This window comes from Micromonospora sp. NPDC051300 (genome assembly GCF_044455315.1).
GTDB lineage: Bacteria > Actinomycetota > Actinomycetes > Mycobacteriales > Micromonosporaceae > Micromonospora > Micromonospora robiginosa.
Genome location: NZ_JBITEP010000004.1, coordinates 168,849 through 194,331 on the forward strand (window position 1 = coordinate 168,849; position 25,483 = coordinate 194,331).

General features: G+C 73.7%; 25 protein-coding genes and 1 riboswitch. Of the genes, 20 read left to right on the top strand and 5 right to left on the bottom strand.

Annotated elements, in window-relative coordinates; translation table 11 throughout:
- Positions 1 to 84 precede the first annotated feature (84 nt).
- The 11 genes from ACIA5A_RS07185 to ACIA5A_RS07235 all read left to right on the top strand — a co-directional run bounded on the left by ACIA5A_RS07185 (position 85) and on the right by ACIA5A_RS07235 (position 9,853).
- Positions 85 to 363, top strand: a complete 279-nt coding sequence (locus tag ACIA5A_RS07185) for a hypothetical protein (protein WP_396757382.1) — start codon at positions 85 to 87, stop codon at positions 361 to 363.
- A 93-nt stretch (positions 364 to 456) separates the two neighbouring features.
- Positions 457 to 1,434: a dehydrogenase gene (locus ACIA5A_RS07190; RefSeq protein ID WP_396757385.1), complete on the top strand. Its 978-nt coding sequence runs from the start codon at positions 457 to 459 to the stop codon at positions 1,432 to 1,434.
- A gap of 2 nt (positions 1,435 to 1,436) precedes the next feature.
- Positions 1,437 to 1,835: a 6-pyruvoyl trahydropterin synthase family protein gene (locus ACIA5A_RS07195; protein ID WP_396757388.1), complete on the top strand. Its 399-nt coding sequence runs from the start codon at positions 1,437 to 1,439 to the stop codon at positions 1,833 to 1,835.
- Between the two features lie 4 nt (positions 1,836 to 1,839).
- On the top strand, positions 1,840 to 2,877 hold the full coding sequence (locus tag ACIA5A_RS07200; RefSeq protein ID WP_396757391.1) for a glycosyltransferase family 4 protein: 1,038 nt from the start codon (positions 1,840 to 1,842) through the stop codon (positions 2,875 to 2,877).
- Positions 2,874 to 3,680: an SAM-dependent methyltransferase gene (locus ACIA5A_RS07205; protein WP_396757393.1), complete on the top strand. Its 807-nt coding sequence runs from the start codon at positions 2,874 to 2,876 to the stop codon at positions 3,678 to 3,680. Before ACIA5A_RS07200 ends, ACIA5A_RS07205 begins: the two co-directional genes overlap by 4 nt.
- A 165-nt stretch (positions 3,681 to 3,845) precedes the next feature.
- Positions 3,846 to 4,760: a lysylphosphatidylglycerol synthase domain-containing protein gene (locus ACIA5A_RS07210; protein WP_396757747.1), complete on the top strand. Its 915-nt coding sequence runs from the start codon at positions 3,846 to 3,848 to the stop codon at positions 4,758 to 4,760.
- 68 nt (positions 4,761 to 4,828) lie between these two features.
- Positions 4,829 to 5,458 (top strand): GTP cyclohydrolase II, encoded by a 630-nt coding sequence (ribA, locus tag ACIA5A_RS07215; RefSeq protein WP_396757396.1) that lies wholly within the window; start codon positions 4,829 to 4,831, stop codon positions 5,456 to 5,458.
- Entirely contained in the window at positions 5,455 to 6,144 is a 690-nt protein-coding gene (locus ACIA5A_RS07220; protein ID WP_396757399.1) for a RibD family protein, read from the top strand. Before ribA ends, ACIA5A_RS07220 begins: the two co-directional genes overlap by 4 nt.
- A 102-nt stretch (positions 6,145 to 6,246) precedes the next feature.
- Complete coding sequence (locus tag ACIA5A_RS07225; RefSeq protein ID WP_396757402.1) at positions 6,247 to 7,926, top strand: extracellular solute-binding protein; 1,680 nt, start codon at positions 6,247 to 6,249, stop codon at positions 7,924 to 7,926.
- A complete protein-coding gene (locus ACIA5A_RS07230; RefSeq protein ID WP_396757405.1) occupies positions 7,923 to 8,936 on the top strand; it encodes an ABC transporter permease in 1,014 nt (337 codons plus the stop codon). Before ACIA5A_RS07225 ends, ACIA5A_RS07230 begins: the two co-directional genes overlap by 4 nt.
- Positions 8,933 to 9,853 carry a carbohydrate ABC transporter permease gene (locus tag ACIA5A_RS07235; RefSeq protein ID WP_396757408.1) on the top strand — a complete coding sequence of 307 codons (921 nt, stop codon included), beginning with the start codon at positions 8,933 to 8,935 and terminating at the stop codon, positions 9,851 to 9,853. Before ACIA5A_RS07230 ends, ACIA5A_RS07235 begins: the two co-directional genes overlap by 4 nt.
- Before the next feature lie 2 nt (positions 9,854 to 9,855).
- On the opposite strand, the gene ACIA5A_RS07240 is transcribed toward ACIA5A_RS07235, so the two are convergent.
- From ACIA5A_RS07240 to ACIA5A_RS07250, 3 genes are read right to left on the bottom strand one after another with little or no spacing between them, the layout of a single operon-like run.
- Positions 9,856 to 10,599 (bottom strand): amino acid ABC transporter ATP-binding protein, encoded by a 744-nt coding sequence (locus ACIA5A_RS07240; protein ID WP_396757411.1) that lies wholly within the window; start codon positions 10,597 to 10,599, stop codon positions 9,856 to 9,858.
- On the bottom strand, positions 10,596 to 11,372 hold the full coding sequence (locus ACIA5A_RS07245; RefSeq protein WP_396757414.1) for an amino acid ABC transporter permease: 777 nt from the start codon (positions 11,370 to 11,372) through the stop codon (positions 10,596 to 10,598). The genes ACIA5A_RS07240 and ACIA5A_RS07245 overlap by 4 nt, the downstream gene beginning before the upstream one ends.
- Before the next feature lie 33 nt (positions 11,373 to 11,405).
- Positions 11,406 to 12,260, bottom strand: coding sequence for an ABC transporter substrate-binding protein (locus ACIA5A_RS07250; protein ID WP_396757417.1), 855 nt, complete (start codon positions 12,258 to 12,260; stop codon positions 11,406 to 11,408).
- 244 nt (positions 12,261 to 12,504) lie between these two features.
- Positions 12,505 to 12,615: riboswitch (SAM riboswitch) on the bottom strand.
- A 109-nt stretch (positions 12,616 to 12,724) separates the two neighbouring features.
- On the opposite strand from ACIA5A_RS07250, the gene ACIA5A_RS07255 reads away from it, so the two are divergent.
- The 5 genes from ACIA5A_RS07255 to ACIA5A_RS07275 are packed head-to-tail and all read left to right on the top strand — an operon-like array spanning position 12,725 to position 16,534.
- Positions 12,725 to 13,165, top strand: a complete 441-nt coding sequence (locus ACIA5A_RS07255; protein WP_396757419.1) for a hypothetical protein — start codon at positions 12,725 to 12,727, stop codon at positions 13,163 to 13,165.
- 39 nt (positions 13,166 to 13,204) lie between these two features.
- On the top strand, positions 13,205 to 13,774 hold the full coding sequence (locus ACIA5A_RS07260; RefSeq protein WP_396757422.1) for a PadR family transcriptional regulator: 570 nt from the start codon (positions 13,205 to 13,207) through the stop codon (positions 13,772 to 13,774).
- Positions 13,771 to 15,492 carry an acyl-CoA dehydrogenase family protein gene (locus ACIA5A_RS07265; protein ID WP_396757425.1) on the top strand — a complete coding sequence of 574 codons (1,722 nt, stop codon included), beginning with the start codon at positions 13,771 to 13,773 and terminating at the stop codon, positions 15,490 to 15,492. The genes ACIA5A_RS07260 and ACIA5A_RS07265 overlap by 4 nt, the downstream gene beginning before the upstream one ends.
- Positions 15,493 to 15,542: 50 nt before the next feature.
- Complete coding sequence (locus tag ACIA5A_RS07270) at positions 15,543 to 16,085, top strand: GNAT family N-acetyltransferase (RefSeq protein WP_396757428.1); 543 nt, start codon at positions 15,543 to 15,545, stop codon at positions 16,083 to 16,085.
- A 38-nt stretch (positions 16,086 to 16,123) separates the two neighbouring features.
- Positions 16,124 to 16,534, top strand: a complete 411-nt coding sequence (locus tag ACIA5A_RS07275; protein WP_396757431.1) for a type II toxin-antitoxin system Phd/YefM family antitoxin — start codon at positions 16,124 to 16,126, stop codon at positions 16,532 to 16,534.
- A 606-nt stretch (positions 16,535 to 17,140) separates the two neighbouring features.
- On the opposite strand, the gene pgi is transcribed toward ACIA5A_RS07275, so the two are convergent.
- Positions 17,141 to 18,775, bottom strand: coding sequence for a glucose-6-phosphate isomerase (gene pgi, locus ACIA5A_RS07280; RefSeq protein ID WP_396757434.1), 1,635 nt, complete (start codon positions 18,773 to 18,775; stop codon positions 17,141 to 17,143).
- 235 nt (positions 18,776 to 19,010) lie between these two features.
- On the opposite strand from pgi, the gene ACIA5A_RS07285 reads away from it, so the two are divergent.
- The 4 genes from ACIA5A_RS07285 to ACIA5A_RS07300 all read left to right on the top strand — a co-directional run bounded on the left by ACIA5A_RS07285 (position 19,011) and on the right by ACIA5A_RS07300 (position 24,189).
- A complete protein-coding gene (locus ACIA5A_RS07285; RefSeq protein WP_396757437.1) occupies positions 19,011 to 20,951 on the top strand; it encodes an ABC transporter ATP-binding protein in 1,941 nt (646 codons plus the stop codon).
- 78 nt (positions 20,952 to 21,029) lie between these two features.
- Positions 21,030 to 22,079: an aldo/keto reductase gene (locus ACIA5A_RS07290; protein ID WP_396757440.1), complete on the top strand. Its 1,050-nt coding sequence runs from the start codon at positions 21,030 to 21,032 to the stop codon at positions 22,077 to 22,079.
- A 416-nt stretch (positions 22,080 to 22,495) separates the two neighbouring features.
- A complete protein-coding gene (locus tag ACIA5A_RS07295) occupies positions 22,496 to 23,587 on the top strand; it encodes a hypothetical protein (protein ID WP_396757443.1) in 1,092 nt (363 codons plus the stop codon).
- Positions 23,588 to 23,640: 53 nt separating this feature from the next.
- Positions 23,641 to 24,189: an RNA 2'-phosphotransferase gene (locus tag ACIA5A_RS07300; protein ID WP_396757446.1), complete on the top strand. Its 549-nt coding sequence runs from the start codon at positions 23,641 to 23,643 to the stop codon at positions 24,187 to 24,189.
- On the opposite strand, the gene ACIA5A_RS07305 is transcribed toward ACIA5A_RS07300, so the two are convergent.
- Complete coding sequence (locus ACIA5A_RS07305) at positions 24,176 to 25,447, bottom strand: sulfite oxidase (protein ID WP_396757448.1); 1,272 nt, start codon at positions 25,445 to 25,447, stop codon at positions 24,176 to 24,178. The genes ACIA5A_RS07300 and ACIA5A_RS07305 overlap by 14 nt on opposite strands.
- Between the last annotated feature and the right edge of the window lie 36 nt (positions 25,448 to 25,483).

Here is a 25,483-nt window from a genome sequence, read left to right on the forward strand (position 1 = left end):
GTCGACACGTGTCCGCAGGTGAGAGGTTTGATCTCGACTCACCGGGTCACTGATACCGGGAGTGACGACGGAAGGGGAACGCCGGTGCCCGAGACGAACCGGACCAGGTCCAGTCAGGACGCCGTGCTGCCTCGCGGCGTCACCGACCCGCTGCTGTGGCGCTCCGCCTACGACGTGGCCGAGGCGCACCGGCCGGACGACGCCGGCCGGTGCTCCAGCCTGCTCTGCGCCGGCCGGCCCGCGCCGTGCGGTCCGTTGGAGGCGGCACGCCGGGCGATGCGCCTGGCCGGGGACGCCGACCGCCGCGCCGAACGCGGCGAGCCGGACGCCCGGGTCGCCGGGCAGCGGCGGCGCGCGGCCTGATCGGTCCGGTGCCGGGCGGTTCGAACCATGGCCGCCCCGCCTCCGTGTTTATGATCGACAACTCGGTCGGAATGCGGGAGATGAGGAGGGTTCGTGACCGTCGACGCCCACGCCTTCTGGGTCCGCGCTCCCGGTGAGGGGGAGATCCGGCCGGTCCGCCTCGACCCGCCGGGCCCGGGCGAGGTGCTGGTCCGCACCCGGTTCTCCGGGGTCAGCCGGGGCACCGAGACGCTTGTCTTCACCGGCCGCGTCCCCACCGACCAGTACGCCGCCATGCGCGCGCCGCACCAGGAGGGCGACTTCCCGGCCCCGGTGAAGTACGGCTACCTCAACGTGGGCACGGTCGAGGCCGGCCCCGCGGAGCTGCGCGGTAGGACCGTGTTCTGCCTGTACCCGCACCAGAGCGCGTACGTGGTCCCGGCCGAGGCCGTGGTGGTCGTGCCGGACGGCGTGCCGGCGGAACGCGCGGTGCTGGCCGGCACCGTGGAGACCGCGGTGAACGCGCTCTGGGACGCCGCGCCGCTGGTCGGCGACCGGGTCACCGTGATCGGTGGCGGGATGGTCGGGTGCGGCGTGGCCGCCCTGCTGGCCCGCTTCCCCGGCGTCCGGGTCGAGCTGGTCGACGCCGACCCGGCCCGCGCCGGGGTGGCCGAGGCGCTCGGCGTCGACTTCGCCCGGCCCGCCGAGGCGGCCGGCGAGCGCGACCTGGTGGTGCACGCCAGCGCCAGCGCCGACGGGCTGCAACGCGGCTTGGAGCTGCTCCGCCCGGAGGGCACCGTGCTGGAGCTGAGCTGGTACGGCGACCGCCCGGTCACCCTCGCGCTCGGCGGCGCGTTCCACTCCCGACGGCTCGGCATCCGCAGCAGCCAGGTCGGCACCGTGTCGCCCCGACGTGCCGACCGCAGCTATGCCGACCGGCTCGCCCTCGCCCTGGACCTGCTGGTCGACCCGGCGTTCGACGCGCTGCTCACCGGCCGGTCCCGCTTCACCGACCTGCCCGACGTGCTGGACCGGCTCGCCTCGGGCCGGCTGCCGGCGCTGTGCCATCTCATCACCTACGGCGAGGAGTGATCGTGTTCAGCGTGACCGTCCGGGACCACATGATGGTCGCCCACAGTTTCCGCGGCGAGGTCTTCGGGCCGGCCCAGCGACTGCACGGAGCGACATTCGTCGTCGACGCCACCTTCCGCCGGACCGAGCTGGACGACGACGGGATCGTGGCCGACATCGGGCTGGCCACCGAGCAGCTCCGGGCCGTGCTCGGCGAGCTGACCTACCGCAACCTGGACGACGAGCCGGCCTTCGCCGGGGTGAACACCACCACCGAGGTGCTGGCCCGCACCGTCGCCGACCGGCTCGCCGACGCGGTGCACGCCGGCCGGCTGGGGGAGGGGGCCCGGGGCCTGGCCGGCATCACCGTCACCCTGCACGAGTCGCACGTCGCGTGGGCGAGCTACGAGCGGTCGCTGTGACCGGATGACCACGGTCCACGTGGTGCTGCCCGGGGACATCGACGACCCGGCGAACCCCAGCGGCGGCAACGCCTACGACAGGCAGGTCTGCCGCGGGTTGGCGGCGCTCGGCTGGACCGTGCGCGAGCACCAGGTGCCGGGCTCCTGGCCGCACCCGGGCGAGGCGGAGCGGGCGGCGCTGGGTGCGTTGCTCGGCGGGCTGCCCGACGGCGCGACGGTGCTGCTCGACGGCCTGGTCGCGTCCACCGTGCCGGACGTGCTCGCCCCGCACGCCGGGCGGCTGCGTCTGGTGGTGCTGGTGCACCTGCCGATCGAGGACGACGCCGAGCGGCACGCCCTCGCCGCGGCGACCGCGGTGGTCGCCACCAGCGAGTGGACCCGGCGCCGGCTGCTGGCGCGCTGTCCGCTCGCCCCCGACCGGGTGACCGTCGCGCCGCCCGGCGTCGACCCGGCGCCGGTCGCCGCCGGCACCCCCGGCGGCGGGCGGCTGCTCTGCGTCGCGGCGGTCACCCCGATCAAGGGCCACGACGTGCTGGCCGCGGCGCTCGCCGAGGTCGCCGACCTCGGTTGGACCTGCGACTGGATCGGCCCGCTCGACCGGGACCCGGCGTTCGTCGACCGGCTGCGCCGTCGGCTCGATGGCGCCGGGCTGGCCGACCGGGTCCGGCTGGCCGGCCCGCGCACCGCGGCGGAGCTGGCCGGCGCGTACGCCGCCGCCGATCTGCTGGTCCAGCCGTCCCGGCGGGAGACGTACGGCATGGTGGTGATCGAGGCGCTGGCCCGGGGTGTACCGGTGCTGGCCGGCGACACCGGCGGCCTGCCGGCCACGCTCGGGCACGCCCCCGGCGGCGAACGGCCGGGCCTGCTGGTGCCGCCGGACGACCCGGGCGCGACCGCCGCCGCGCTGCGCCGCTGGCTCACCGATCCCGGCCTGCGGGACCGGCTGCGCCGCGCCGCCCGGCAGCGGCGGGACACCCTCATCGGCTGGCCGGTCACGGTGGACCGGTTGGCGACGGCGTTGAAGGAGGCGACCGCGGCATGACCACCTCACTCCCACCCGGCTTCGCGGACTGGCTGCGGCTGCGCGAGCCGGCCGACGCGGCCGCCCGCTCGGTCGAGCTGGCCGACGCGGCCCGCGACCGGCTGCCCGCCGCCCGCCCGCTCGTCGTGCACGACCTGGGCAGCGGCACCGGCTCGATGGCCCGCTGGCTCGCTCCCCGGCTGCCCGGTCCGCAGCACTGGGTGCTCCACGAGCGCGACCGGGCGCTGCTGGCGCTGGCCGGCGGCGGGCTCACCGCCGCCGACGGCGCGCCGGTCACGGTGAGCACCCGGGACTCGGACATTACCCGGCTGACCGCCGACGACCTGGCCGACGCCCACCTGGTCACCGCGTCGGCGCTGCTGGACATGCTCACCGCCGACGAGATCGACCGGATGGTGGCCGCGTGCGCCGGCCACCCGACGCTGTTCGCGCTCACCGTGTCCGGCCGGGCCGAGTTCACCCCGGCCGACCCACTCGACGGTGAGCTTGCCGACGCGTTCAACGCCCACCAGCGGCGGACCGTGGGCGGCCGGGCCCTGCTCGGGCCGGACGCGGTGGCCGCGACCGTGGCCGCGTTCGGCCGGCACGGCGTCGAGGTGGCGGTGCGGCCCACCCCGTGGCGGCTCGGCCCGGCGCAGGCCGCGCTGACCGCCGAGTGGCTGAGCGGGTGGGTCGAGGCGGCCGTCGAGGAACGCCCGCATCTGGGCGAGGCCGCCCGGACGTATACCCAGTGGCGGCTCTCCGAGGCCGCCGCCGGCCGGGTCGAGGTGGTGCTGCACCACGCCGACCTGCTCGCCGGCTGAACCGTACGGCCCGTCGGCACGTGACAACCGGTGGGAACGAGGGAGGACCGCTTGTCACACGTCGCCGTCGCCGTACCCGTGCCGCCCAGGCCGGCGCCCGTCACCGTGGCGCCGGTCGTGCCGGCCGGACCGGTGCCGGTCCGGCCCCGACCGGTCCGGCGCGGCATGGCGTGGGCCCGCCCGGTCGCCGGGCTGGCCGTCCTCGCGGCGCTCGTCGCCACCGTGGGCACCGGCCCGTTCCTGACCGGGCTGCGGCTGATCGACGCGCCCGCGCTCGCCGCCGCGCTGGGCATCGGGGTGGTCACCACCGTCTGCTGCGCCTGGCGCTGGTCGCTCGTCGCCCGCGGGCTGGGGGTACGGCTGCCGATGCGGGCCGCGGTGGCGCACTGCTACCGGGCGGTCTTCCTCAACTCCACCCTGCCCGGTGGGGTGCTCGGCGACGTGCACCGCGCGGTGCGGCACGGCCGGGACGCCGGGGACCTGGCCCGGGGCGTACGCGCCGTGGTGTGGGAGCGCACCGCCGGACAGGTGGTGCAGGTGGTCATCGCGGTGGCGGTGCTTGCCGCGTTCCCGTCGCCGGTCCGCCCGTACCTCCCGGCGGTGGCCGTGGTCGGCGCGGTGGCCGCGGTGACGCTGGTGCTGGCCGCGCGCGCGGTGCCGCGCTCCGGAGCGTCCCGGCTGGCGCGGGCGGCCCGCACCGCGGTCGCCGACGTCCGCTCCGGGCTGCTGGCCCGCCGGACCTGGGCCGGCGTGGTGATCGCGTCGACGGTGGTGTTCGCCGGTCACCTGGCCACGTTCATGGTGGCGGCGCGCACCGCGGGGACCGACGCCCCGCTGTCCCGACTGCTGCCGCTCACCCTGCTCGCCCTGCTGGCCATGGCGCTGCCGCTCAACGTGGGCGGGTTCGGACCGCGCGAGGGGGTGGCCGCCTGGGCGTTCGCCGCGGCCGGCCTGACCGCCGCGCAGGGCGTGGCCACCGGCACGGTCTACGGCGCGCTGGTCCTGGTGGCCAGCCTGCCCGGCGCGGTGGTGCTGCTGGCCCGCCGGCTGCCCCGGCGGGAGCCCGGCAACTGTCGGTGATCCCGCATACGGTGAGGGTGCGAGGTGTGCGTCGCCGGGTCAGCCCGGCGACCGGACGGAGGAGAACCATGGACGAAACCCTGCCCACCGCGACAGTCCGGACCCGGGTCTCGGTCCCGCTCCGGTTCCCGGACGGCTACGTCACCACCGCTCTGGTGCACACCTTCCACGGCCTGGTGGACGGCCGCGAGCACCTGGCGTTCGGGCTGGGGGAGCACGGCAGGGCCGACCCGCCGCTGGTGCGCCCGCACAGCGAGTGCCTGACCGGTGACGTGTTCGGCAGCCAGCGCTGCGACTGCGGCCCGCAGTTGCGCGAGGCGGTCGAGCGGATCGCCGACGCCGGCGGCTACCTGCTCTACCTGCGCCAGGAGGGACGGGGCATCGGCCTCTACGCCAAGCTCGACGCGTACGCGCTGCAGGACGGCGGCCTCGACACCTACGAGGCGAACCTGGCGCTGGGCCGGGGCGCGGACGAGCGGGACTACACCGTCGCCGCGCAGATGCTCGCCGCGCTGGGGGTGGAGCGGGTGGCGCTGCTCAGCAACAACCCGGACAAGGCGGCCCAGCTCGAACGCCTCGGCGTCACGGTGGCCGACCGGGTGGTCACCGGCGTGCACCTGTCCCCGGCGAACGCCGACTACCTGGCGGCCAAGGTCAGTCGCGCCGACCACGCCCTCGACCTGCCGTTCGTGCCGTGAGCTCCCGCCCGTATGTGCTGCTGAGCTGCGCGATGTCGATCGACGGCTACATCGACGACGCGACCACCGAGCGACTGCTGCTCTCCAACGACGACGACCTGGACCGGGTCGACGCGACCCGGGCCGGGTGCGACGCGATCATGGTGGGCGCGGCCACGGTCCGCCGCGACGACCCCCGGCTGCTGGTGCGCAGCGAGCGGCGACGGGCCGAGCGGGTGGCCCGAGGACTGCCCCCGTCGCCGGTGAAGGTGACGGTCACCGGCAGCGGCGATCTCGACCCGTCGGCCCGGTTCTTCACCGTCGGCGAGGGGCCCAAGCTGGTCTACTGCCCGAGCGGGGTGGTGGAGAAGGCCCGGGAGCAGGTCGGCGCGGTGGCCACCGTGGTCGACGCCGGCGAGTCGGTCACGCCGGAGGCGGTCGTGGTCGACCTGGCCGGGCGGGGCGTCGGCCAGTTGATGGTGGAGGGTGGCGGCACGATGCACCGTCAGTTCCTCACCGCCGGTCTCGCTGACGAGCTGCACCTGGTGGTGGCCCCGTTCTTCGTGGGGGACGGGCGGGCGCCCCGGTTCGTGGGGGAGGGCCGCTTCCCCTGGCATCCGGGCCGCCGCGCGCGCGTGGTCGAGGTGCGCCAGATCGGTGACGTGGTGCTGACCCGGTACGCGCTCTCCGACCGCTGTCAGGCCTGACCGACGCTCTCCGGTTCGCTCTTGTGCAAGCTCACGGTCGAGATTAGTTTGTTGACCATCCATACGAACACTCCACCGTGCATCCCTCCGAAAGGGGGACCGATGAGCGTGCACCACCCCGAGCCGGGCTCCTCCCGCCGCCATTTTCTCGGCCTGGTGGGCCTCGGCGTGGCCGCCACCACCGCCGGCCCGCTGCTCGCCGGCTGTTCCGAGAAGCCGGCCGGCTCCGGCGCCGCCCAGCAGCTCGACGCCGTCTCCGGCCTGCTGCCCACGCACCAGGACCTGCCCGGCGCGGTCAAGCCCGACATCGTCGGCACCCGCCCGGTGCCCGACGGCTACACCCGCTACCCGGCCACCCTGGTCGACGCGATCACCGACAAGCCCGGCACCAGTGGCAAGCAGATCACCGCGATGACGCCCGCCTGGGGCCCGGCACCGCCCGGCGTCGCGCAGAGCGCCTACCTCCAGGCGGTCAACGCCGAGCTGGGCACGCCCGTCACCTTCACCATCCAGGACGGCGCCACCTACGCCGACAAGCTCAACGCGATGCTCGGCGCGCGCGACGTGCCGGAGTTGCTCTGCGTGCCGAGTTGGGAGGTGGAGAAGATCCCGCGCTTCGCCGAGGCGATCAAGGTGCTCTTCGAGGACCTCACCGGCCACCTCAGGGGCGACGCCGTGAACGCGTACCCGATGCTGGCGAGTTTCCCGACCGGGGCCTGGCGCCAGGCGGTGTGGAACGAGCGGCTGGTGTCCGTGCCCAACCCCACCGACGGACCCTTTCCCTGGGCGCTGTTCGCCCGCAAGGACCTGCTCGACGCGCGCGGCCTGGCGCTGCCGGCCAACCTGGACGACCTGCTCTCCGCCGCCAAGCAGGTCACCGACCCGGCCCGCAAGGTGTGGGCGTTCGACGACGTCTTCGCCATGATCCAGATGTTCCACCGGGTGCCCGGCGCCAACCAGGGGTGGCGGCTGCGCTCCGACGGCACGCCCGAGTTCAAGTACGAGACGCCGGAGTTCCGCCAGGCGCTCGAGGTGATGGCCAAGATCTACTCCGACGGCCTGGTCCACCCGGACATCGTGGCCAGCAAGGGCGCGGACGCGAAGCAACTGTTCGCCAAGAACGGCGCGATCGTGTTCAAGCAGGACGGCGTCGGCTTCTGGCAGGGCGCCCAGGCCGAGCACCAGAAGACCAACCCGGCGTTGAACATCCAACCGGTGCCGGTCTTCTCCGCCACCGGCGGCGACCCGCTGGTGTGGGGCGAGGACAAGCCGATCTCGTTCACCTTCGTCCGCAAGGGCCTCGGCAAGGACCGCGTCCAGGAGTTGCTGCGCGTCATCAACTGGTGCTCGGCGCCGCTGGGCAGCCAGGAGGCCCAGCTCCGCGACTTCGGCGTGGAGGGCAGGCACCACACGAAGTCGCCGAACGGGCCGGTCAAGACCGACCTGGCGTTCAAGGAGATCGCCAACCAGTACTTCTTCATCAGCGGTCGCAACCCCACCATCGGGCCGTACCCGGACACCCCCCGCTACGTGCCGGACGTGCTGAACTACTCCAACCAGATGGTCAAGTTCCTGGAGAAGAACCCCTGGGCCGGGGTGAAGCTGGAGATGCCGGCCGCCTACAAGGCCAACCAGGTGCCGACCGAGGACAAGTTCACCGACGTGCTGCGCGGTCGGCGTCCACTGAGCGACGCGGACGCCATCGTCGCCGAGTGGAAGGCCAACGGCGGGGAGGAAGCCCGCAAGCTGCTCGCCGACTCGCTGCCCAAGGGGAGCAGGTGAGCGAGCCGGCCGTCGTGGTCGGGCCCGAGCGGGCCCGACCCGACGCCCCGGCCCCACCGGGCCGCCCGCCCCGCCGTCGACGGGTTCCGCTGCGGGCCCGGCTGCGCCGCGACTGGCAACTGCTCGCCATGGTGGCGCCCGGTTTCCTCGTCCTGCTGGTCTTCAGCTACCTGCCCATCGCCGGCAATGTGATCGCGTTCCAGGACTACAACCCCTACCTGGGCGACAACCCGTGGGCGGCGTTCGCGCACAGCAACTGGATCGGCTTCGGTCAGTTCCAGTTGCTCTTCGACGACCCGGCGTTCTGGGACGCGTTCCGCAACACGCTTGCCATCACCGCGTTCCAACTCGTGTTCTTCTTCCCGCTGCCGATCCTGCTCGCGGTCATGCTGCACAACCTGCTCTCCAGCCGGCTGCGCGGGCTCGTGCAGACCGTCGTCTACCTGCCGCACTTCTTCAGCTGGGTGCTGGTGGTCAGCTTCTTCGTCGCGATGTTCGGCGGCGCGGGGCTGCTGGCCCAGACCATGCGCGACGCCGGCATGCAGCCGTGGAACGTGATGACCAACCCGGACACGTTCATCGTCCTGGTCACCGCCGAGGCGGTCTGGAAGGACGTGGGCTGGGGCACCATCGTGTTCCTCGCCGCGCTGTCCACGATCGACCAGAACCTCTACGAGGCGGCCGCCGCGGACGGCGCCGGACGGTGGCGGCGACTGTGGCACATCACCCTGCCCGGCCTGCGTCCGGTGATCGTGCTGCTGCTCATCCTGCGCCTCGGTGACGCGCTCTCGGTCGGCTTCGAGCAGTTCCTGCTGCAACGCGACGCGGTCGGCCGGCAGGCCGCCGAGGTGCTCGACACGTTCGTCTACCACTTCTCCATCGCCACCGGGAACTACGGCTACGGCGCGGCGGCCGGCCTGTTCAAGGCCGTCGTCGGCCTCGTGCTGATCCTGGCCGCGAACCGGGTCGCGCACCTGCTCGGCGAACGAGGGATCTACTCGAAGTCATGACCACGACCATCCGCCGGCCGTCCGGCGCGCGAAACCGCCGGCCGGCCTGGGAGGAGCCACCGACAGCGGTCGGTCAGGGGCTGAAGGCCGTCCTGCTCACCCTGCTGGTGCTCGGCGTGCTCTTCCCGCTCTGGGTGGTGCTGGTGACCAGCCTCTCCTCCCGGCAGACCATCAGCGACGCCGGCGGCCTGGTGGTCGTGCCGAGGGGCATCGACGCCTCGGCCTACCAGACCATCCTGGCCGGCGGCGCGGTCACCCGGGCACTGTGGATCAGCACGCTGGTCACGGTCTGCGGCACCGCGATCGCGCTGACCGTGACCGTGCTGGCCGCGTACGGGCTGTCCCGGCCGGGTTCGGTGGGCCACCGCTGGCTGCTGGCGTACTTCCTGCTCCCGTTCCTGGTCTACCCGCCGCTGGTGCCCCGCTATCTGGTGGTCACCGGGTTGGGGCTGAAGGACACCATCTGGGCGCTGGTCCTGCCGCCGGCGATCAGCGTGTTCAACCTCGTCGTGGTGCGCGGCTTCTTCCAGGGCATCCCGCAGGAGCTGCTGGACAGCGCCCGCATCGACGGGGCCGGCGACTTCCGCACGCTGGGTCGGATCGTGCTCCCGCTGTCGCGCGCGGTCATCGCCGTGGTCGGCCTCTTCTACGCGGTCAGCTACTGGAACGTCTGGTTCGACGCGCTGCTGTTCATCGACCGCAACGACATGTACCCGATCCAGCGCGTGCTGCAGAGCTACCTGCTGGCCGGGCAGGCGCCGCACACATCCGGCGGCACCACCGGGGTGACCATGCCGCCGACCGAGGCGATCAAGATGGCGGTGGTGGTGCTGACCGTCGCGCCGATCGTCGCGGTCTACCCGTTCGTGCAGCGGCACTTCATCAAGGGGGTGCTGATCGGCGCGGTGAAGGGCTGACCTCAGAGCACCTGGGACAGGAACCGGCGCAGCCGGGGATGCTCCGGCGCCTCGAACACGGCGGCCGGCGGCCCGGCCTCCAGCACCACGCCCGCGTCCATGAACGCGACCGTGTCCGCGACCGTGCGGGCGAAGCCCATCTCGTGCGTGACCACCACCATGGTCATGCCGCCGGCGGCGAGGTCCGCCATCACCGCCAGCACGCCCTTGACCAGCTCCGGGTCCAGCGCCGAGGTGGCCTCGTCGAAGAGCATCACCTGCGGGCGCAACGCCAGCGCGCGGGCGATGGCGACGCGCTGCTGCTGGCCGCCGGAGAGCTGCGCCGGCCGGGCGTCCGCCTTCGCGCCCAGCCCGACCAGGTCGAGTTGGGCGCGGGCCAGCGCCACCGCCTCGTCCTCGTCGAGCTTCTTCAGCTTCCGCAGCGCGAGCGTGACGTTGCGCAGCACACTCAGGTGCGGGAAGAGGTTGAACTGCTGGAACACCATGCCGATCCGCTGCCGCAGGGCGTCCGGGTCGTCGCGCAGCACGCTGCGCCCGTCCAGCAGCACGTCACCCCGGTCCGGCTCGATCAACCGGTTGATCGTGCGCAGCAGGGTGGACTTGCCGGAGCCGGACGGCCCGATCACACAGGCCGTGCCGCCCCGGGCCACGTCCAGGTCGGCACCGCGCAGCACCCGGTGCGCGCCGAAGGCCAGGTGCACGTCGCGGACGGCGAGGCTGACCGAGCCGGCGGTGGTCGTGGTCATCGCGGGTTCCCTCCGGTCGGGGCGACGCCGGCCGGCGTCGGCTCGGGTTCGGGTTCGGGCGGGGTGGTCGGGCGGCCCTGGCGCAGCCGGCGGTCCAGCCAGTTGACCGCGTGCGTCAGCGGCACGGTCAGCAGCAGGTAGAAGAGGCCGGCCAGCAGCAGCGCCGACTGGTTGCCGGTGTTCGCCGCGTAGTCCTGGCCGATCCGGAACAGCTCCCGCTGGCTGGCCAGCAGGCCGAGGAAGTAGACCAGGCTGGAGTCCTTGATCAGCGCGATGAGCTGGTTGACCCAGGCGGGCAGCACCCGGCGCACGCCCTGCGGGATGATCACCAGGCGCATCGCCGCGCCCCAGGAGAAGCCGAGCGCCCGCGCGCCCTCCAACTGGGCGGCCTCCACGCTGAGGATGCCGGCGCGGAAGATCTCGCCCAGGTAGGCGGCGGCGATCAGCGACAGCGCCAGCACGCCCAGCGGATAGGGGTTGGGCCCCCACACCTCCATCCCCAGTGGCGCCAGGCCGACGCCGATGAGCAGGATCGTGGCCGCGGCCGGCAGGCCGCGGAACACGTCGGTGTAGACCCGGGCCGGCCACCGCAACCATCGGGTACGCGAGATGCCCGCGACCGCCAGCAGCATGCCCAGCACCGAGCCGAGCAGGGCGGCGGAGGTGGCCAGGATCAGCGTGTTGGGCAGCCCGACGGTCAGCATCTCGGGCAGCGCCTCGCGCATCGAGTCACCGTCGAAGAAGGTCTCCCAGAGGGTGCTCAGGGGATCCATCGTTCCTCCGTCCGCTCTGCTCGGGTCACCGGCTCAGGAGGCGGCCGACGGCGAGGGCACCGGGACGCTGCCGCTGCCGGGCGTGAAGTCGGCCGGGATCGGCCGGCCCGGGTAGTACTGCGCCTGCAGGCGGCTCCAGGTGCCGTTCGCGATCACCTGGTCGAGGCCCTTGTCCAGCGCCTCGCGCAGCTTGTCGTTGCCCTTGGCCACCGCGTACGCGGTCGGGGCCGGGCTGAGCTGCTTCGCCGCCACCGTGATCTTGCCGTTGCTGTCGGCGGCGGACTTGTCGCCGATCTCGGCCGGGGCGATCCAGGCGTCCGCGGTGCCGGCCTTGAGCTGGTTGACCGCACCGTTGTAGTCGGGCACGCGTACCGGGTTCAGCTTCTCCCGGGTGGCGAAGTCGTCCTGCACGGTGCCCTGGACGACCACCACCCGCTTGCCGGCGAGCTGGTCGAAGCCGGTGATCGGGGAACCGGCCGGCACGTCCAGGCCGAAGTAGCCGAAGTCGTAGCCGTTGCCGAAGTCGACAGTCTTCTTCCGGGCCTCGGTGACCGTGATCGACGAGCTGCCGACGTCGAACTTGCGGTTGGCGACCTGGGAGAGCAGGGCGGAGAAGTCGGTGCCGACGAACTCCACCTTGAGGCCAGCCTTCTCGGCGACGGCGGTGAGCAGGTCGTTGTCGAAGCCGGTGAACTTCCCGTCCTTCAGGTAGACGTTCGGCGGGGCGTCGGTGAGCGTGCCGGCCCGGATCACCCCGGGCTGGAGCAGGCCGTACGGGTTGTCGGCGGCGTCGTCGGCGCCACCGCCGCAGGCGGTCAGCGCGGTGGCGGCGAGCACGGCCGCGGCGCCGAGCGTGGCGACGCGGGTCAGGGCGGTACGGATACGCACGATTTTTCTCCATAGTGGACGAACACGCGGGGCGCGTGCCGGTGCCGGCGCCGCCGGGGCACGGCGGAGCCGGGAGGGTGGATCGGAAAAGGGGGTGGAACGCTCGCTCAGCGCGCGACGCGACAGCGGTCGCTGCACACCCGCATCAGGTCGACGTGGCGACGCCTGATCAGCGCGGGGCGGAACGGGAAGGGCTGGGGCGCGAACATGGGTCTCCCTGGTCGTCGGTGCTGACCTGGGTGCCAGGCCACGCTTGCGCCGACGGCTGTCGGCGCCTGGTCCTCACCCGGAGCACCCCACCGTGGTGGAGGGTTGCCGGCCAGCGAGCCGGGGCTTGACGCTGGCGCTCATGACCTGCCGAGAAGGCTAGCAGCCCCGGGGCGCGGGCCGTCCAGCCGTTATGACCACCCTCACGCGCCGTGCCTTACCGGGCGGTTCCGGCGACCGGGTCTCAGAATGGCCTGATGGACTCCCGGCGGGTGACCCTGGACGACCTCGGCGCCTGGCTGATCAAGGGAAACGCGGAGCGGGCGGACCTGGCCGGCCGCTTCGCCGCCGACCCGACCGTGACCGGCTGGTGCGTGCGCCAGGGCTACCGGGTGCGCCTGATGCGCGCCGGTCAGCCGGTGGTGTTCTGGGCCAGCGGCAGCCGGGGCCGGCTGCCGTACGGCGTGTGGGGCGTGGGCCGGGTGGCCGGGGCGCCGCGCCCGGGGGAGCCGGACGGACCGTGGACGCTCCCACTTGACCTCACCGTCCTCGCCGAGCCGCTGCGGGTGCGCCGGGAGCTGCTGCGCGCCGACCCGCGCTGGGCCGACGCCGAGGTGCTCCGGCAGCCGCAGGCGGCGAACCCCTCGTACCTGACCGTGGCCCAGTTCGACGCGTTGCGTGAGTACCTGCCGCACTAGGTCTTGCTATGCAACAAAGTGCATAGCAAGATGGCCGGCATGTCGCTGGAGCACGCCATCCTCGTCTCGCTCCTGGAGCAGCCCGCCTCCGGCTACGAGCTGGCCCGGCGCTTCGACCGCTCGATCGGCCGCTTCTGGACGGCCACCCACCAGCAGATCTACCGCGTGCTGCGGCAGATGGCCCGGAATGACCGGATCACCGGCGTCGAGGTCGGCCAGGACGGCCTGCCGGACAAGACGATCTGGTCGGTCACCCCGGCCGGCCGGGCCGCGCTCGTCGACTGGCTGCACGCCCCGGTGCGCCCGGAGGCGGTCCGGCACGAACTCGCCGTCAAGATCCGCGGCGCCGCGTTCGACGACCCCGCCGGCCGCGGCACCCTGGTCGCCGAGGTCGAGCGCTACCGCGCCGACCACGAGACCGTCCTCGCCGGCTACCTGGCCGGCGAGCGCCGCGACTTCGGCTCCGTCGCACCCGACGCCCGGGCGGCGTTGCAGCACGTCGTGCTGCGCGGCGGCATCGCGTACGAACGGATGGTGCTGGCCTGGCTGGACGACGTCCTGGCCACCCTCCGCGACCTCGACCCCGACCCGGAAAGGCCCGCTGCGTGAGCGACCCGCTGCTGTTCCACCCGCACCACTACGACCCCGCCGACCTCGACGAGACCTCGCGGCGGCTGCTGCGCGCCACGATCGACTGGTTCGAGACCCGCGGCAAGCGCGCCCTGGTCGACAGCTACCACGCGCGCGAGTGGTACGCCGACTTCCTCGACTTCGCCGCCCGGGAACGCCTCTTCGCCACCTTCCTCACCCCGGCAGCCGACGGCGCGGACGACAAGGACAAGCGCTGGGACACCGCCCGCAACGCGGCGCTCAGCGAGATCCTCGGCTTCTACGGCCTCGGCTACTGGTACACCTGGCAGGTCACCGTGCTCGGCCTCGGCCCGGTCTGGCAGAGCGGCAACGCCGCCGCCCGCGCCCGCGCCGCCGAGCTGCTCGACCAGGGGCACGTGATGGCGTTCGGCCTCTCCGAACGGGCGCACGGCGCCGACATCTACGCCACCGACATGCTGCTCACCCCGGACGGCGAGGGCGGCTTCCGGGCCACCGGCGGCAAGTACTACATCGGCAACGGCAACGTCGCCGGGCTGGTCTCCGTCTTCGGCCGGCGCGCCGACGTCGAAGGCCCCGAGGGCTACGTGTTCTTCGCCGCCGACAGCCGCCACCCCGCCTACCGGCTGGTCCGCAACGTGGTCAACGCGCAGATGTACGTCTCCGAGTTCCGGCTGGCGGACTACCCGGTGCGCGCCGAGGACGTGCTGCACACCGGCCCGGCCGCCTTCGACGCCGCGCTGAACACCGTCAACGTCGGCAAGTTCAACCTCTGCACCGCGTCCATCGGCATCTGCGAGCACGCCATGTACGAGGCGGTCACCCACGCCCACGGCCGGGTGCTCTACGGCCGACGGGTCACCGACTTCCCGCACGTGCGCCGCGAGCTGACCGACGCGTACGCCCGCCTGGTGGCGATGAAGCTGTTCAGCGACCGGGCGGTCGACTACTTCCGCTCGGCCGGCCCGGACGACCGCCGCTACCTGCTGTTCAACCCGATGACCAAGATGAAGGTCACCACCGAGGGCGAGAAGGTGGTGGACCTGCTCTGGGACGTCATCGCCGCCAAGGGCTTCGAGGCCGACACCTACTTCGACAAGGCCGCCAAGGACATCCGCGGGCTGCCGAAGCTGGAGGGCACGGTGCACGTCAACCTGGCCCTGATCCTCAAGTTCATGCCGAACTACCTGTTCCGGCCGCAGCCGTACTCCCCGGTGCCGGCCCGCCGCGACCCGGCCGACGACGAGTTCCTGTTCCGGCAGGGCCCGGCCCGCGGCCTCGGCGCGATCCGCTTCCACGACTGGCGCGAGGTCTACGACGCGCACGCCCACCTGCCCAACGTGGCCCGGTTCCGGGAGCAGGCCGACGGCCTGGTCGCACTGCTCGCCGCGCACGCCCCGGACGAGACGCAGCAGCGCGACCTGGACTTCCTGCTCACCATCGGCCAGCTCTTCGCGCTCGTCGTCTACGGCCAGCTCGTCCTGGAGCAGGCGCGGTCGACTGGCCTCGACCCGGACCTGCTGGACGAGATCTTCGACCTGCTGGTGCGCGACTTCTCCGGCTACGCCACCGAGCTGCACGGCAAGCCGGCCAGCACCGACGAGCAGGCCGCCTGGGCGCTCGCCCACGTCCGGCGGCCGGTGGCCGACGCCGACCGCACGGCCCGGGTGTGGCAGCGGGTGGCCGACCTCGCCGGGACGTACGAGATGCGCCCCTGACCGGCGGAATCGGCGGGCGCGCCGGCACCCCGGGCCGGTAGGTTGCACGGATGTTCGCGATCGCCCTGACCGACGACGCCGAGCTGCGGCCGTTGCAGCCCTGGCACGCCGACGAGTTCCTCGCCAACCTCGACCGCTGCCGGGAGCACATCGCGCCCTGGGTCGGCGCGTCCTTCGTGGCCACCGACGCCGAGTCGGCCCGCCGGGTCCTCCAGGCGTACGCCGACCGGTGGGCCCGCGACGACGGCGGCATCTGGGGCATCTGGCGACGCGGCACGCTCGTCGGGGGAGTGCTGCTGGTGTCGCTGAGCACCGCCCGCGGCGTCTGCGAGGCCGGCTGCTGGCTGGAGGCGGACGCGCAGGGCCAGGGCCTGGTCACCCGGGCCGCCCGGATCGTCGTCGACTGGGCGGTCCGGGAGCGCGGCATCCACCGCGTCGAGTGGGTCACCCGGTCCGGCAACGAGCGCAGCATCGCCGTCGCCCGCCGGCTCGGCATGCGCCGCGACGGGGTGCTCCGGGGCGCCGCGCCGGTGCCCGAGGGCCGCGCCGACATGGAGGTCTGGTCGGTGCTGGCGCCGGAATGGACAGCCTGAGCGACTTTCGTGTCGTACCCGGACGTCAACATGTGTCCATGGCTGTCCCCGCACTGGCCGACCGGTCCCCCCAGCCGCGCGCCCTGCCGCTGCGCGAGGTCCGCACCCGGCTCACCCAACTCGTCTCCCTCGCCGAGCTGACCGACACCGTCACCGTCGTCACCCGCGACGGCGATCCGCGCCCGATCGCCGCGATCGTGCCCGCCCCGGCCGCCCGCACCGGCGCCCAGGCCCGGGCCGACGCGGAGCGGATCGCCGCGATCAGCGCCGGCTGGGCCCGCCGCCTGGAGGAGCTGCACCGGCAGTCCAGCCGGCGACACGCCGCCGAGCTGCGCGCGTTGACCGACGCGCTCGCCGAGGCGTGGGCCGAGCTGGATCGCCGCGCGCCCGGCGGCGACCCCGCGCTCGCCCGCCTGAAGGCCGCCCACGCCGACCTCCTACGCCGCTGACCCGCTCCGCCGCGCCCGCCCCGCCCCGCCCCGTCGATCTTGGACTTGCGGTGCCAGGAATTGTCCCTTCCGGACCGTTATCCGAGGCGCCACAACTCCAAGATCGACGGGCTGGGTGGGTGGGGCGCTGGGGCCAGGGTCGTCCGTCAGTCGGGTGGAACGCCATGGGTGTCTAGCGGGCCCTGAGGCACCCGTGCTGTTCCACTCACGGGCAGGGTGGGGCCTGAGTGGAACGCCATGGGTGTCTACGGCGCCCTGACTCACGCGTGGCGTTCCACCCAGAGGTACGAGGGGGGCGGTCACCGACGGAAGGCACGTCGACCCGGCCAGGCTCGTCCACGTCTGGAAGAGCCCGACGGTGGTCTCGGCAGTCGGCGTGGCGGTCGGTCCGGCCGCGTTCCGGCCAGGTGCGGGGCAGCGCCCTTGCCCGCACCTGCCGCCGCGCCCGCTCGAACGCCCGGGCGCGGCGGCTCGTCGAGCTGGTGGCGGGTGGTGATCACGAAGCAGCGGGATTGCGCGCCGTGGAACCGCGCGCAATCCCGGGTCGACGCGGTGGTGCTGCCGCGACGCCCGGGCGGTCGGGCCGCCCGGGCGTCGCCGGTCGGGTCAGCTCCGGCCGCGCTCGGCGCGGTAGCGGCGGATCAGCTCGGCGGTGGAGGTGTCCACCTCGGTCAGGTCCGGGTCCGGCCCGGTGAGCTTCGGGGCGAGCTGGTTGGCCATCACCTTGCCCAGCTCCACGCCCCACTGGTCGAAGGCGTTGATGTCCCAGACCGCGGCCTCGGTGAAGACGATGTGCTCGTAGAGCGCGATCAACTGGCCCAGCGTCGACGGGGTGAGCTTCGGCGCCAGGATCGAGGTGGTCGGGTGGTTGCCGGCCATCACCCGGTGCGGCACCACCTCGGCCGGAGTGCCCTCGGCCTCCACCTGCTCCCGGGTCCGCCCGAACGCCAGCGCGGCGGTCTGCGCGAAGAAGTTCGACATGAACAGGTCGTGCATGTCGCCCAGGTCGTGGTTCGGTCGGCTGAACGCGATGAAGTCCGCCGGGATCAGCCGGGTGCCCTGATGGATGAGCTGGTAGAAGGCGTGCTGGCCGTTGGTGCCGGGCTCACCCCAGAAGATCTCCCCGGTGGGGTACGTGACAGGCGTGCCGTCGACGCGTACCGACTTGCCGTTGCTCTCCATGGTGAGCTGCTGGAGATAGGCCGGGAACCGGTGCAGATACTGCGCGTACGGGAGCACCGCGTGGGTCTCCGCGCCGAGGAAGTCGGTGTACCAGACGTTGAGCAGCCCGAGCAGCGCCGGCACGTTGCGCTCGACAGGCGTCGCGCGGAAGTGCTCGTCGACGGCGTGGTAGCCGGCCAGCATCTCGCGGAACCGGTCCGGGCCGACTGCCAGCATCACCGACAGCCCGACCGCCGACGGCAGCGAGTAGCGCCCGCCCACCCAGTCCCAGAAGCCGAACATGTTCTCCGGGTCGATGCCGAAGTCGCGGACCCGCTGCTCGTTGGTGCTGACCGCGACGAAGTGCCGGGCGACGGCGTCGTCGTCGGCGTCCAGCCCGGCGAGCAGCCAGCGTCGCGCCTGGTCGGCGTTGGCCAGCGTCTCCTGGGTGGAGAACGTCTTCGAGACCACCACGAAGAGCGTGGACGCCGGGTCCAGGTCGGCGGTCTTGTCGTGGATGTCGGTCGGGTCGATGTTGGACACGAACCGGCAGGCGATCCCCGCGTCGCGGTAGGCCTTCAGCGCCTCGTACGCCATCACCGGGCCCAGGTCGGAGCCGCCGATGCCGATGTTGACCACGGTGGTGATCCGCTCGCCGGTGTGGCCGCGCCACGCGCCGGAGCGCACCCGCTCGGCGAACGCCGCCATCCGGTCCAGCACGGCGTGCACGTCGGCGACGACGTCCTGGCCGTCGACCGTGAGGGAGGCGTCGCGGGGCAGGCGCAGCGCGGTGTGCAGCACCGCGCGGTCCTCGGTGACGTTGATGTGCCGCCCGGCGAACATGGCCGCGATCTTCTCGGCCAGGCCGACCCGCTCGGCGAGCGCGGTGAGCAGCGCGACCGTCTCGTCGGTGAGCAGGTTCTTGCTGTAGTCGACGTGCAGGTCGGCGACCTCGCCGGTGAGCCGTTCGCCCCGCTGCCCGTCGGCGGCGAAGAGGTCGCGCAGGTGGGTGCCGCGCATCGCCTCGGCGTGCTTGCGCAGCGCCTGCCATTCGTCCGTGGTGGTGACGTCCACAGCCATCGGGTCGATCTTCTCCTTCACGACGGGCGGTCGGCGTTCGCCGGCGACCCCACCAGCCTGCCACCCGCGGCCGGTTGCCGCGACGCGACCCGGCGTCACCCACCCGGCGGGCGCGTCGTGGGAGGTGACGCCGCGACACGCGGTTGGGACACCTGTTCGACACGCCGAACACGGGGAGACATCGACCGATAGCGGAACGTAAGCTCCGGGAGGCTTGCCGGAGGAGGAGGCGCACATGGTGAGGGTGATCGGCCCCCGGACCCCACCGGAGGGGGAGGCGACGGCCGAGGAGTCGCCGTTGCCGGAGCTGGCAGACGGACACTGGATGAACCGGGCCACCGAGTTCGCCCACACGAGCTTCTGGGCGGTGGCCCGGCGGCTGCCCGCGCTCGTCCGCGAGGCCGTCGGCCTGGCCTGGTCGACCAGCCGGCGGGACACGATCGCCTCGATCGGACTCAACGTCGCCGCCGGGGTGCTCACCACGCTCGGCCTGCTCGCCACGACCGGCGTGCTCCGGCAGCTCTTCGCCGCCGGGCCCACCCCGGACCGGATCCGCGCGGCCCTGCCGGCGCTGCTGGTCGCGGCCGCCGCCGTGACCGGTCGCGGCGCGCTGACGATCGCCGCGGGATGGGCGCAGGCCCGGCTCATCCCACAGATCAACTACCAGGTCGAGCTGCGGCTCTTCGAGGCCACCACCGCCGTCGAGCTGGCCGCCTTCGACGACGCCGGCTTCGCCGAGGAGATGGACCGGGCCCGTGACCGCGGCATGGCCGAGGCCGCGTCGATCGTGGACCACAGCGTCAACCTGGTGACCGGCCTGGTGGGCGTGCTGGCCACCGCCGCCGCGGTCACGGTCATCCAGCCGCTGCTGCTGCCCTGCCTGCTCCTGGCCGCCGTGCCCGAGGCGGCCACCGCGGTCAAGCTGGCCCGCCGGCAATACCTCGCCCTGCTGGCCTGGATCACCCGGCGCCGCCGGATGTACATGCTGGCCCGGCTGATGGCCGACCGGCACACGGCCGCGGAGATCCGCGCCTACCAGATGCGCGACTTCCTGCTCGCCGAATACCACCGGATGATGACCGTCGAGACCGGGGCCCAGCTTCGGCTGGCCCGCTCCCAGACCGTCACCCGGGCACTCGGCCTCTCCGTCACCGGGGTGGCCGCGTTCGCCGTCTACGCCGTGCTCGGCGGCCTGCTGCTCACCGGTGTGGTCGCGCTCGCGGCGGCGGCGACCGCGCTGCTCGCCCTGCAGTCCGCGCGCAGCAGCCTGCGTACCGCGATCTTCGCCACCAACTCGCTCTACGAGGACGCCCTCTACTACCAGGACTACCGGGACTTCCTCGACCGCGCCGGCCGGCGCATCCCGACCGGCGGCGACCGCCCGGTCGACGGGTTCGACCGGATCGACCTCGACCGGGTCAGCCTGCGCTACCCGGACACCGAGGCCGCCGCCGTGGACGAGGTCAGCCTCAGCTTCCGGCGCGGCGAGGTGGTCGCGCTGGTGGGGGAGAACGGCTCCGGCAAGACCACGCTCGCCAAGCTGATCGCCGGCCTCTACCGGCCCACCGGCGGCAGCATCCGCTGGGACGGGGTGGACGCCGCCGACCTCGACCCCCGGCAGATCGCCGCCCAGGTCGCGGTGATGAGCCAGGACTGGTGGAAGTTCCCGTTCACCGCCGGGCAGAACATCCGGGTCGGCCGCCACGACCGGACCGGCCGGGACGGACCCACCGTGGAGGCCGCCGCGCGGGACGCCGCCGCGCACGACATGATCAGCGAACTGCCCTTCGGGTACGACACGTTGCTGGACCGGCAGTTCAAGAACGGCCAGGACCTGTCCGGCGGGCAGTGGCAGCGGCTGGTGGCGGCGCGCGGCCTCTACCGCGACGCCCGGCTGCTGATCTGCGACGAGCCCTCCGCCGCGTTGGACGCCCGCGCCGAGCACGCCCTGTTCCAGCACCTGCGCCGGCACCCGGGCCGGACCGTCGTGCTGATCACCCACCGGCTGGCGAACGTCCGGCACGCCGACCGGATCTTCGTCATGGACCACGGCCGGCTGGTGCAGTCCGGCGACTACGACACGCTGATGGCCGCCGACGGGCCCTACCGGGAGCTGTTCGAGTTGCAGGCCGCCGGCTACCTGGCCGGCGCGAACAATGCCGCCGGCGACCGTTGACCTCCAGCGCACTCGAACTCCTACCGTGACCGCACCGGCCGCCGCCCGGTCAGCGCGGCGTCACATCCTGGAGTTCCCATGCGCTACCGCGTCCTCGGCGGCACCGGCATCGAGGTCAGCGTCCACTGCCTCGGCACGATGATGTTCGGCGCGGTCGGCAACCCCGACCACGACGACTGCGTACGGATCGTGCACGCCGCGCTGGACCGTGGCGTCAACATGGTGGACACCGCCGACATGTACTCGGCGGGTGAGTCCGAGGTGATCGTCGGCAAGGCGCTGCGCGGCCGTCGCGACGACGTGGTGCTCGCCACCAAGGTGCACTTCCCGATGGGCGAGGGCCCCAACCGGGGCGGCAACTCGCGGCGCTGGATCGTCCGCGCGGTCGAGGAGAGCCTGCGCCGGTTGGGCACCGACTGGATCGACCTCTACCAGATCCACCGGCCCGACCACACCACGGACATCGAGGAGACGCTGGGCGCGCTCACCGACCTGGTCCGGGCCGGCAAGATCCGCGCGTTCGGCTGCTCGACGTTCCCGGCCGACGAGATCGTGGAGGCCCAGCACGTCGCCGAGCGGCGGGCGCTCGGCCGGTTCCGCACCGAACAGCCCCCGTACTCGATCCTGGCGCGCGGGATCGAGACGTCGGTGCTGCCGGCGTGCCGCCGGCACCGGATGGGCGTGCTGGTGTGGAGCCCGTTGGCCCCCGGCTTCCTGTCCGGCCGCTACCGGCGCGACCGGCCGGTCGACCTCACCGCCGGCCGGCCCGCGCTCACCCCGGCCCGCTTCGACCCGGCGCTGCCCGGCAACGCCGCCAAGTACGCCGCCGTCGAGGACCTGGCGGCGCTCGCCGACGAGGTCGGCTGCACGCTGCCGCACCTGGCGGTGGCGTTCACCGCGGCGCACCCGGCGGTCACCTCCACGATCATCGGGCCGCGCACCATGGAGCAACTGGACACGCTGCTCGCCGGCGCGGCGCTGACGCTCGACGACGCGGTGCTCGACCGGATCGACGAGATCGTGCCGCCCGGCGTGAACCTCTACCAGCCCGACGGGGCCTGGTCCCCGCCGACGCTCACCGATCCCGCGCTGCGCCGCCGGCCGCTGCCGGAGCGCGCCGCCGCCTGACCCGCGCGTGCCCACTCCCGCCGTGGGTGCCCACTCCCGCCGCCCCTGCCCGTCCGCACCTGCGTGCCACAGCGGTGCCTCGTTCTGTCGCCGACGTGCGGCCGGTGGATCTTGGTAACGAACGGCCCCTCTGGGGGCCTCTTCGTTCCAAGATCTACGACGGTCCTGATATGTGAGACGTCGATCCCGGAAAGTGGTCACCGAGGACGATCCACAGTGGTGAGGCGGATGGTCGCAGGCCTGGGCCGGGCGGTCCTCCGTCCGTCCGTCCCGGCCGGACGGCGGGCTTGCCGGGTGGGCGGTACGGCGGAGCGGGCTGGGGTCGCCGGGTGGGCGGCGGGAGGGCGTGGGGTGGGGGACCGGTGGGTGGGGACGGGTGGTTGCCGGGGAGGACGGGGTGGGGCAGGATCGCCGGAATGCTCCGTCCCCGCCCTCGCCTCGCCGCGGTGATCGCCGTGCTCACCCTGGTCACCGGCGGCTGCTCCGCGTCCGGGGCCACCGCCGGAACCGGCGCCACCGCTCCCGGCGCCACCTCGGCCGCTCCCGGCGCCTCGGCGGCCGTCGGCGGGGCAGGCGCGCCGTCGGCGTCGCCCGCGCCGGCAGGCCGGGCCGGGATCGGCGCGCGACCGAGCGCCCCGGCAACTCGGGCCTGCACCGTGTTCCCGGCCGACAACGTCTGGCACGCCGACGTCTCCCGGTTGCCGGTGCACGCCCGCTCCGCCGCGATGGTCGGCACGATCGGCGCCGCCGCGACCGTGCACGCCGACTTCGGCTCCGGACAGTGGGAGGGCGCGCCGATCGGCATCCCGGTCACCGTGGTTCCGGCCGGGCAGCGGAAGGTGCCGGTGACCTTCGGGTACGCCGACGAGAGCGACCCGGGGCCGTACCCGATCCCGCCCGACGCGAAGGTGGAGGGCGGGCCGTCCGGCACCGGTGACCGGCACGTGATCGTCTGGGACCGGGCCGCCTGCCGGGCGTACGAGCTGTTCGACGCGCACCGGTCCGGCGCGGGCTGGCGGGCCGGCTCCGGTGCGGTGTTCGACCTGCGGTCCAACCGGATGCGCCGGGCCGGCTGGACGTCCGCCGACGCGGCCGGGTTGTCGGTGCTGGCCGGGCTGGTCCGCTACGACGAGGTGGCGGCCGGCCGGGTCGATCACGCGATCCGGGTGACCGTGCCGCGTACCCGCACCGGCTGGACGTGGCCGGCCAGCCACTCCGCCTCGTCGGCCACCGACCCGGCCCTGCCGCAGCTCGGTCAGCGGTTGCGGCTCAAGCGCTCGGTGGACCTGTCCGGGCTGCCCCGGCAGGCGCGGGTCGTGGCCGAGGCGATGCGGATCCACGGGCTGGTCGTGGCCGACCACGGTTCGGCCTGGTACATCTCCGGCGCACCGGACCCGCGCTGGGACAACGTCGCGTTGCACGCCCTGGACCGCCTGCGCGGCAGCGACTTCGAGGTGGTGGACGTCGCCGGCCTGATGACCGACCCCAGGTCGGCCGCCGTCCGGTGAGTCGGCCGCCGAACCCGGTCGACGCGGCCGGGCCAAGCGTCCACACTGTGCGGATGGAACACCGTGACCTGGTCCGGGTGAGCAGGCGGATGTCGCTGGCGTTGCGCCACCGTCCCGACCGGTTCGGCCTGACCCTCGACCGAGCCGGCTGGGTGCCGGTCGCCGACCTGCTCGCCGCGATGCGGATCGGCCGTGCCGAACTGGACGCCGTGGTGGCCGGCAACGACAAGCAGCGCTTCGCGGTCGAGTCCGGCCCGGACGGGGTCGACCGGATCCGCGCCAGCCAGGGGCACTCGGTCCCGGTCGACCTCGGGCTGGCCCCGGCCGATCCGCCCGGCCGGCTCTTCCACGGCACCGGCGAGGACGTGCTGGCCGCCATCCGGGCGCAGGGGCTGCGCCGGGGGCGGCGACACCACGTACACCTGTCGGCGGACGTGCCCACGGCCCGGCGGGTCGGGGCGCGCCGCGGCGGCGCGGTGGTGGTGCTGGAGGTCGACGCCGCCGCGATGGCCGCGAACGGCCACCTGTTCCACAGGTCCGCGAACGGGGTGTGGCTGACCGACACCGTCCCGCCGGCCTACCTGAGCGTCAGCACGCCGTGACCGGGTGCGCCACCACGGCGTCGAATAGGTACGCGAGGTCGTTCGGGGCGGCCCGGTCCGGCTGACCGGCGCCGGTGCGGTCGGTGGCGCGGGCGCGCAGCGTGTGCCGGCCGGCCGCCGGTGGACGCCAGCGGGCGGTCCAGCGCTGCCAGGGGCCGCCCCGGTCGGCGGCGACCAGGTCGGCCGGGCGCCACCCGTCGCCGGTGTCCACCTCGACCCGCTCGATCGGGCCGCTGCCGGACCAGGAGCGGCCGCGCAGCAGCACCTCCTCGCCGGCCGTCACCCGGGCGTCCCAGGCCAGCTCGAACGCGCTCTTCACCGGCTGCGCGCCGAGCACCGTGCCGTCGGCCGGGTGGTCGGGGCCGAACAGCCGGTAGAACTGGGTGTTCCACGGCGAGAACAGCGGTGTGGTGGAGACCTCGACCGGGCCCACCCACTTGATCGAGGAGATGCCGATCCAGCCCGGCACCACCACCCGCACCGGGAAGCCGTGGTCGGCGGGCAGCGGCTCGCCGTTCATCTCGTACGCCAGCAGCACGTCGTCGAGCGCCTTGGCCAGCGGCAGCGGCCGGCGGACCCGGCCCAGGTCGACCCCGCCGGTGACGTAGTGCGGGTCGAGGCCCTCGGGCATCACGTCGACCGCGTCGTCGCGCAGGCCGGCCCGGCGCAGCACGGCGCCCAGCCGCACGCCGCGCCAGCCGGCCACGCCGACGCCGCCCAACCCCCAGGCCACGCCCGGCGTGGGGTCGCCCTGCTGCTCGGCGAAGAAGCGTCGACCGTTGCCGGCGCACTCGACGAGCGCGGTGCTCTCCTCGGCCGGCAGCCGGCGCAGGTCGTCGAGGCTGAACTCGACGGGTGCGGAGCGGGTGGGCGCGCCGTGCAGCCCGTCGCCGAACAACGACAGTCGCCAGGCGGCCGGGTCGAGGCGCGGGGTGACGGTGTGGTTGCGGACGAAGAAGCGGTCGGTCGGCACCACGTGGCCCTGCCCGGCCATCGACGACCAGCGCATCTCCGCGTTGCTGCCCAGCGGGCGCAGCAGCTCCGGCGGCAGTGGCTTGACGATCGGCGGGTCCACGCCGACCGGGGCGGACTCCACCGCGACCGGCTCGCGTTCGGCCGCCGCGGCGGTGACCGCGGCCATCGCCGCGCCCAGCTCCCGCAGGGCGTCGCGGTCGACGCCGGACCCGCGCGCCTCGCCGGCGAGCCACTGCCGGCTCCGCTCGGCGTCGTGCACTGCTTCGGCGGGGGAACGGCTCACGGGTGACCTCCGGTGTTCGGCGACGCTGCCTATCCC

Bases quoted from the DNA above. Each gene is read 5' to 3' on its own strand.
- ACIA5A_RS07200 (WP_396757391.1), top strand. From the start codon at position 1,840: ATGACCACGGTCCACGTGGTGCTGCCCGGGGACATCGACGACCCGGCG.
- ACIA5A_RS07205 (WP_396757393.1), top strand. From the start codon at position 2,874: ATGACCACCTCACTCCCACCCGGCTTCGCGGACTGGCTGCGGCTGCGC.
- ACIA5A_RS07210 (WP_396757747.1), top strand. From the start codon at position 3,846: ATGGCGTGGGCCCGCCCGGTCGCCGGGCTGGCCGTCCTCGCGGCGCTC.
- ribA (WP_396757396.1), top strand. From the start codon at position 4,829: ATGGACGAAACCCTGCCCACCGCGACAGTCCGGACCCGGGTCTCGGTC.
- ACIA5A_RS07225 (WP_396757402.1), top strand. From the start codon at position 6,247: ATGAGCGTGCACCACCCCGAGCCGGGCTCCTCCCGCCGCCATTTTCTC.
- ACIA5A_RS07235 (WP_396757408.1), top strand. From the start codon at position 8,933: ATGACCACGACCATCCGCCGGCCGTCCGGCGCGCGAAACCGCCGGCCG.
- ACIA5A_RS07240 (WP_396757411.1), bottom strand. From the start codon at position 10,599: ATGACCACGACCACCGCCGGCTCGGTCAGCCTCGCCGTCCGCGACGTG.
- ACIA5A_RS07245 (WP_396757414.1), bottom strand. From the start codon at position 11,372: ATGGATCCCCTGAGCACCCTCTGGGAGACCTTCTTCGACGGTGACTCG.
- ACIA5A_RS07255 (WP_396757419.1), top strand. From the start codon at position 12,725: ATGGACTCCCGGCGGGTGACCCTGGACGACCTCGGCGCCTGGCTGATC.
- ACIA5A_RS07260 (WP_396757422.1), top strand. From the start codon at position 13,205: ATGTCGCTGGAGCACGCCATCCTCGTCTCGCTCCTGGAGCAGCCCGCC.
- ACIA5A_RS07270 (WP_396757428.1), top strand. From the start codon at position 15,543: ATGTTCGCGATCGCCCTGACCGACGACGCCGAGCTGCGGCCGTTGCAG.
- ACIA5A_RS07275 (WP_396757431.1), top strand. From the start codon at position 16,124: ATGGCTGTCCCCGCACTGGCCGACCGGTCCCCCCAGCCGCGCGCCCTG.
- pgi (WP_396757434.1), bottom strand. From the start codon at position 18,775: ATGGCTGTGGACGTCACCACCACGGACGAATGGCAGGCGCTGCGCAAG.
- ACIA5A_RS07285 (WP_396757437.1), top strand. From the start codon at position 19,011: ATGGTGAGGGTGATCGGCCCCCGGACCCCACCGGAGGGGGAGGCGACG.
- ACIA5A_RS07290 (WP_396757440.1), top strand. From the start codon at position 21,030: ATGCGCTACCGCGTCCTCGGCGGCACCGGCATCGAGGTCAGCGTCCAC.
- ACIA5A_RS07295 (WP_396757443.1), top strand. From the start codon at position 22,496: ATGCTCCGTCCCCGCCCTCGCCTCGCCGCGGTGATCGCCGTGCTCACC.
- ACIA5A_RS07300 (WP_396757446.1), top strand. From the start codon at position 23,641: ATGGAACACCGTGACCTGGTCCGGGTGAGCAGGCGGATGTCGCTGGCG.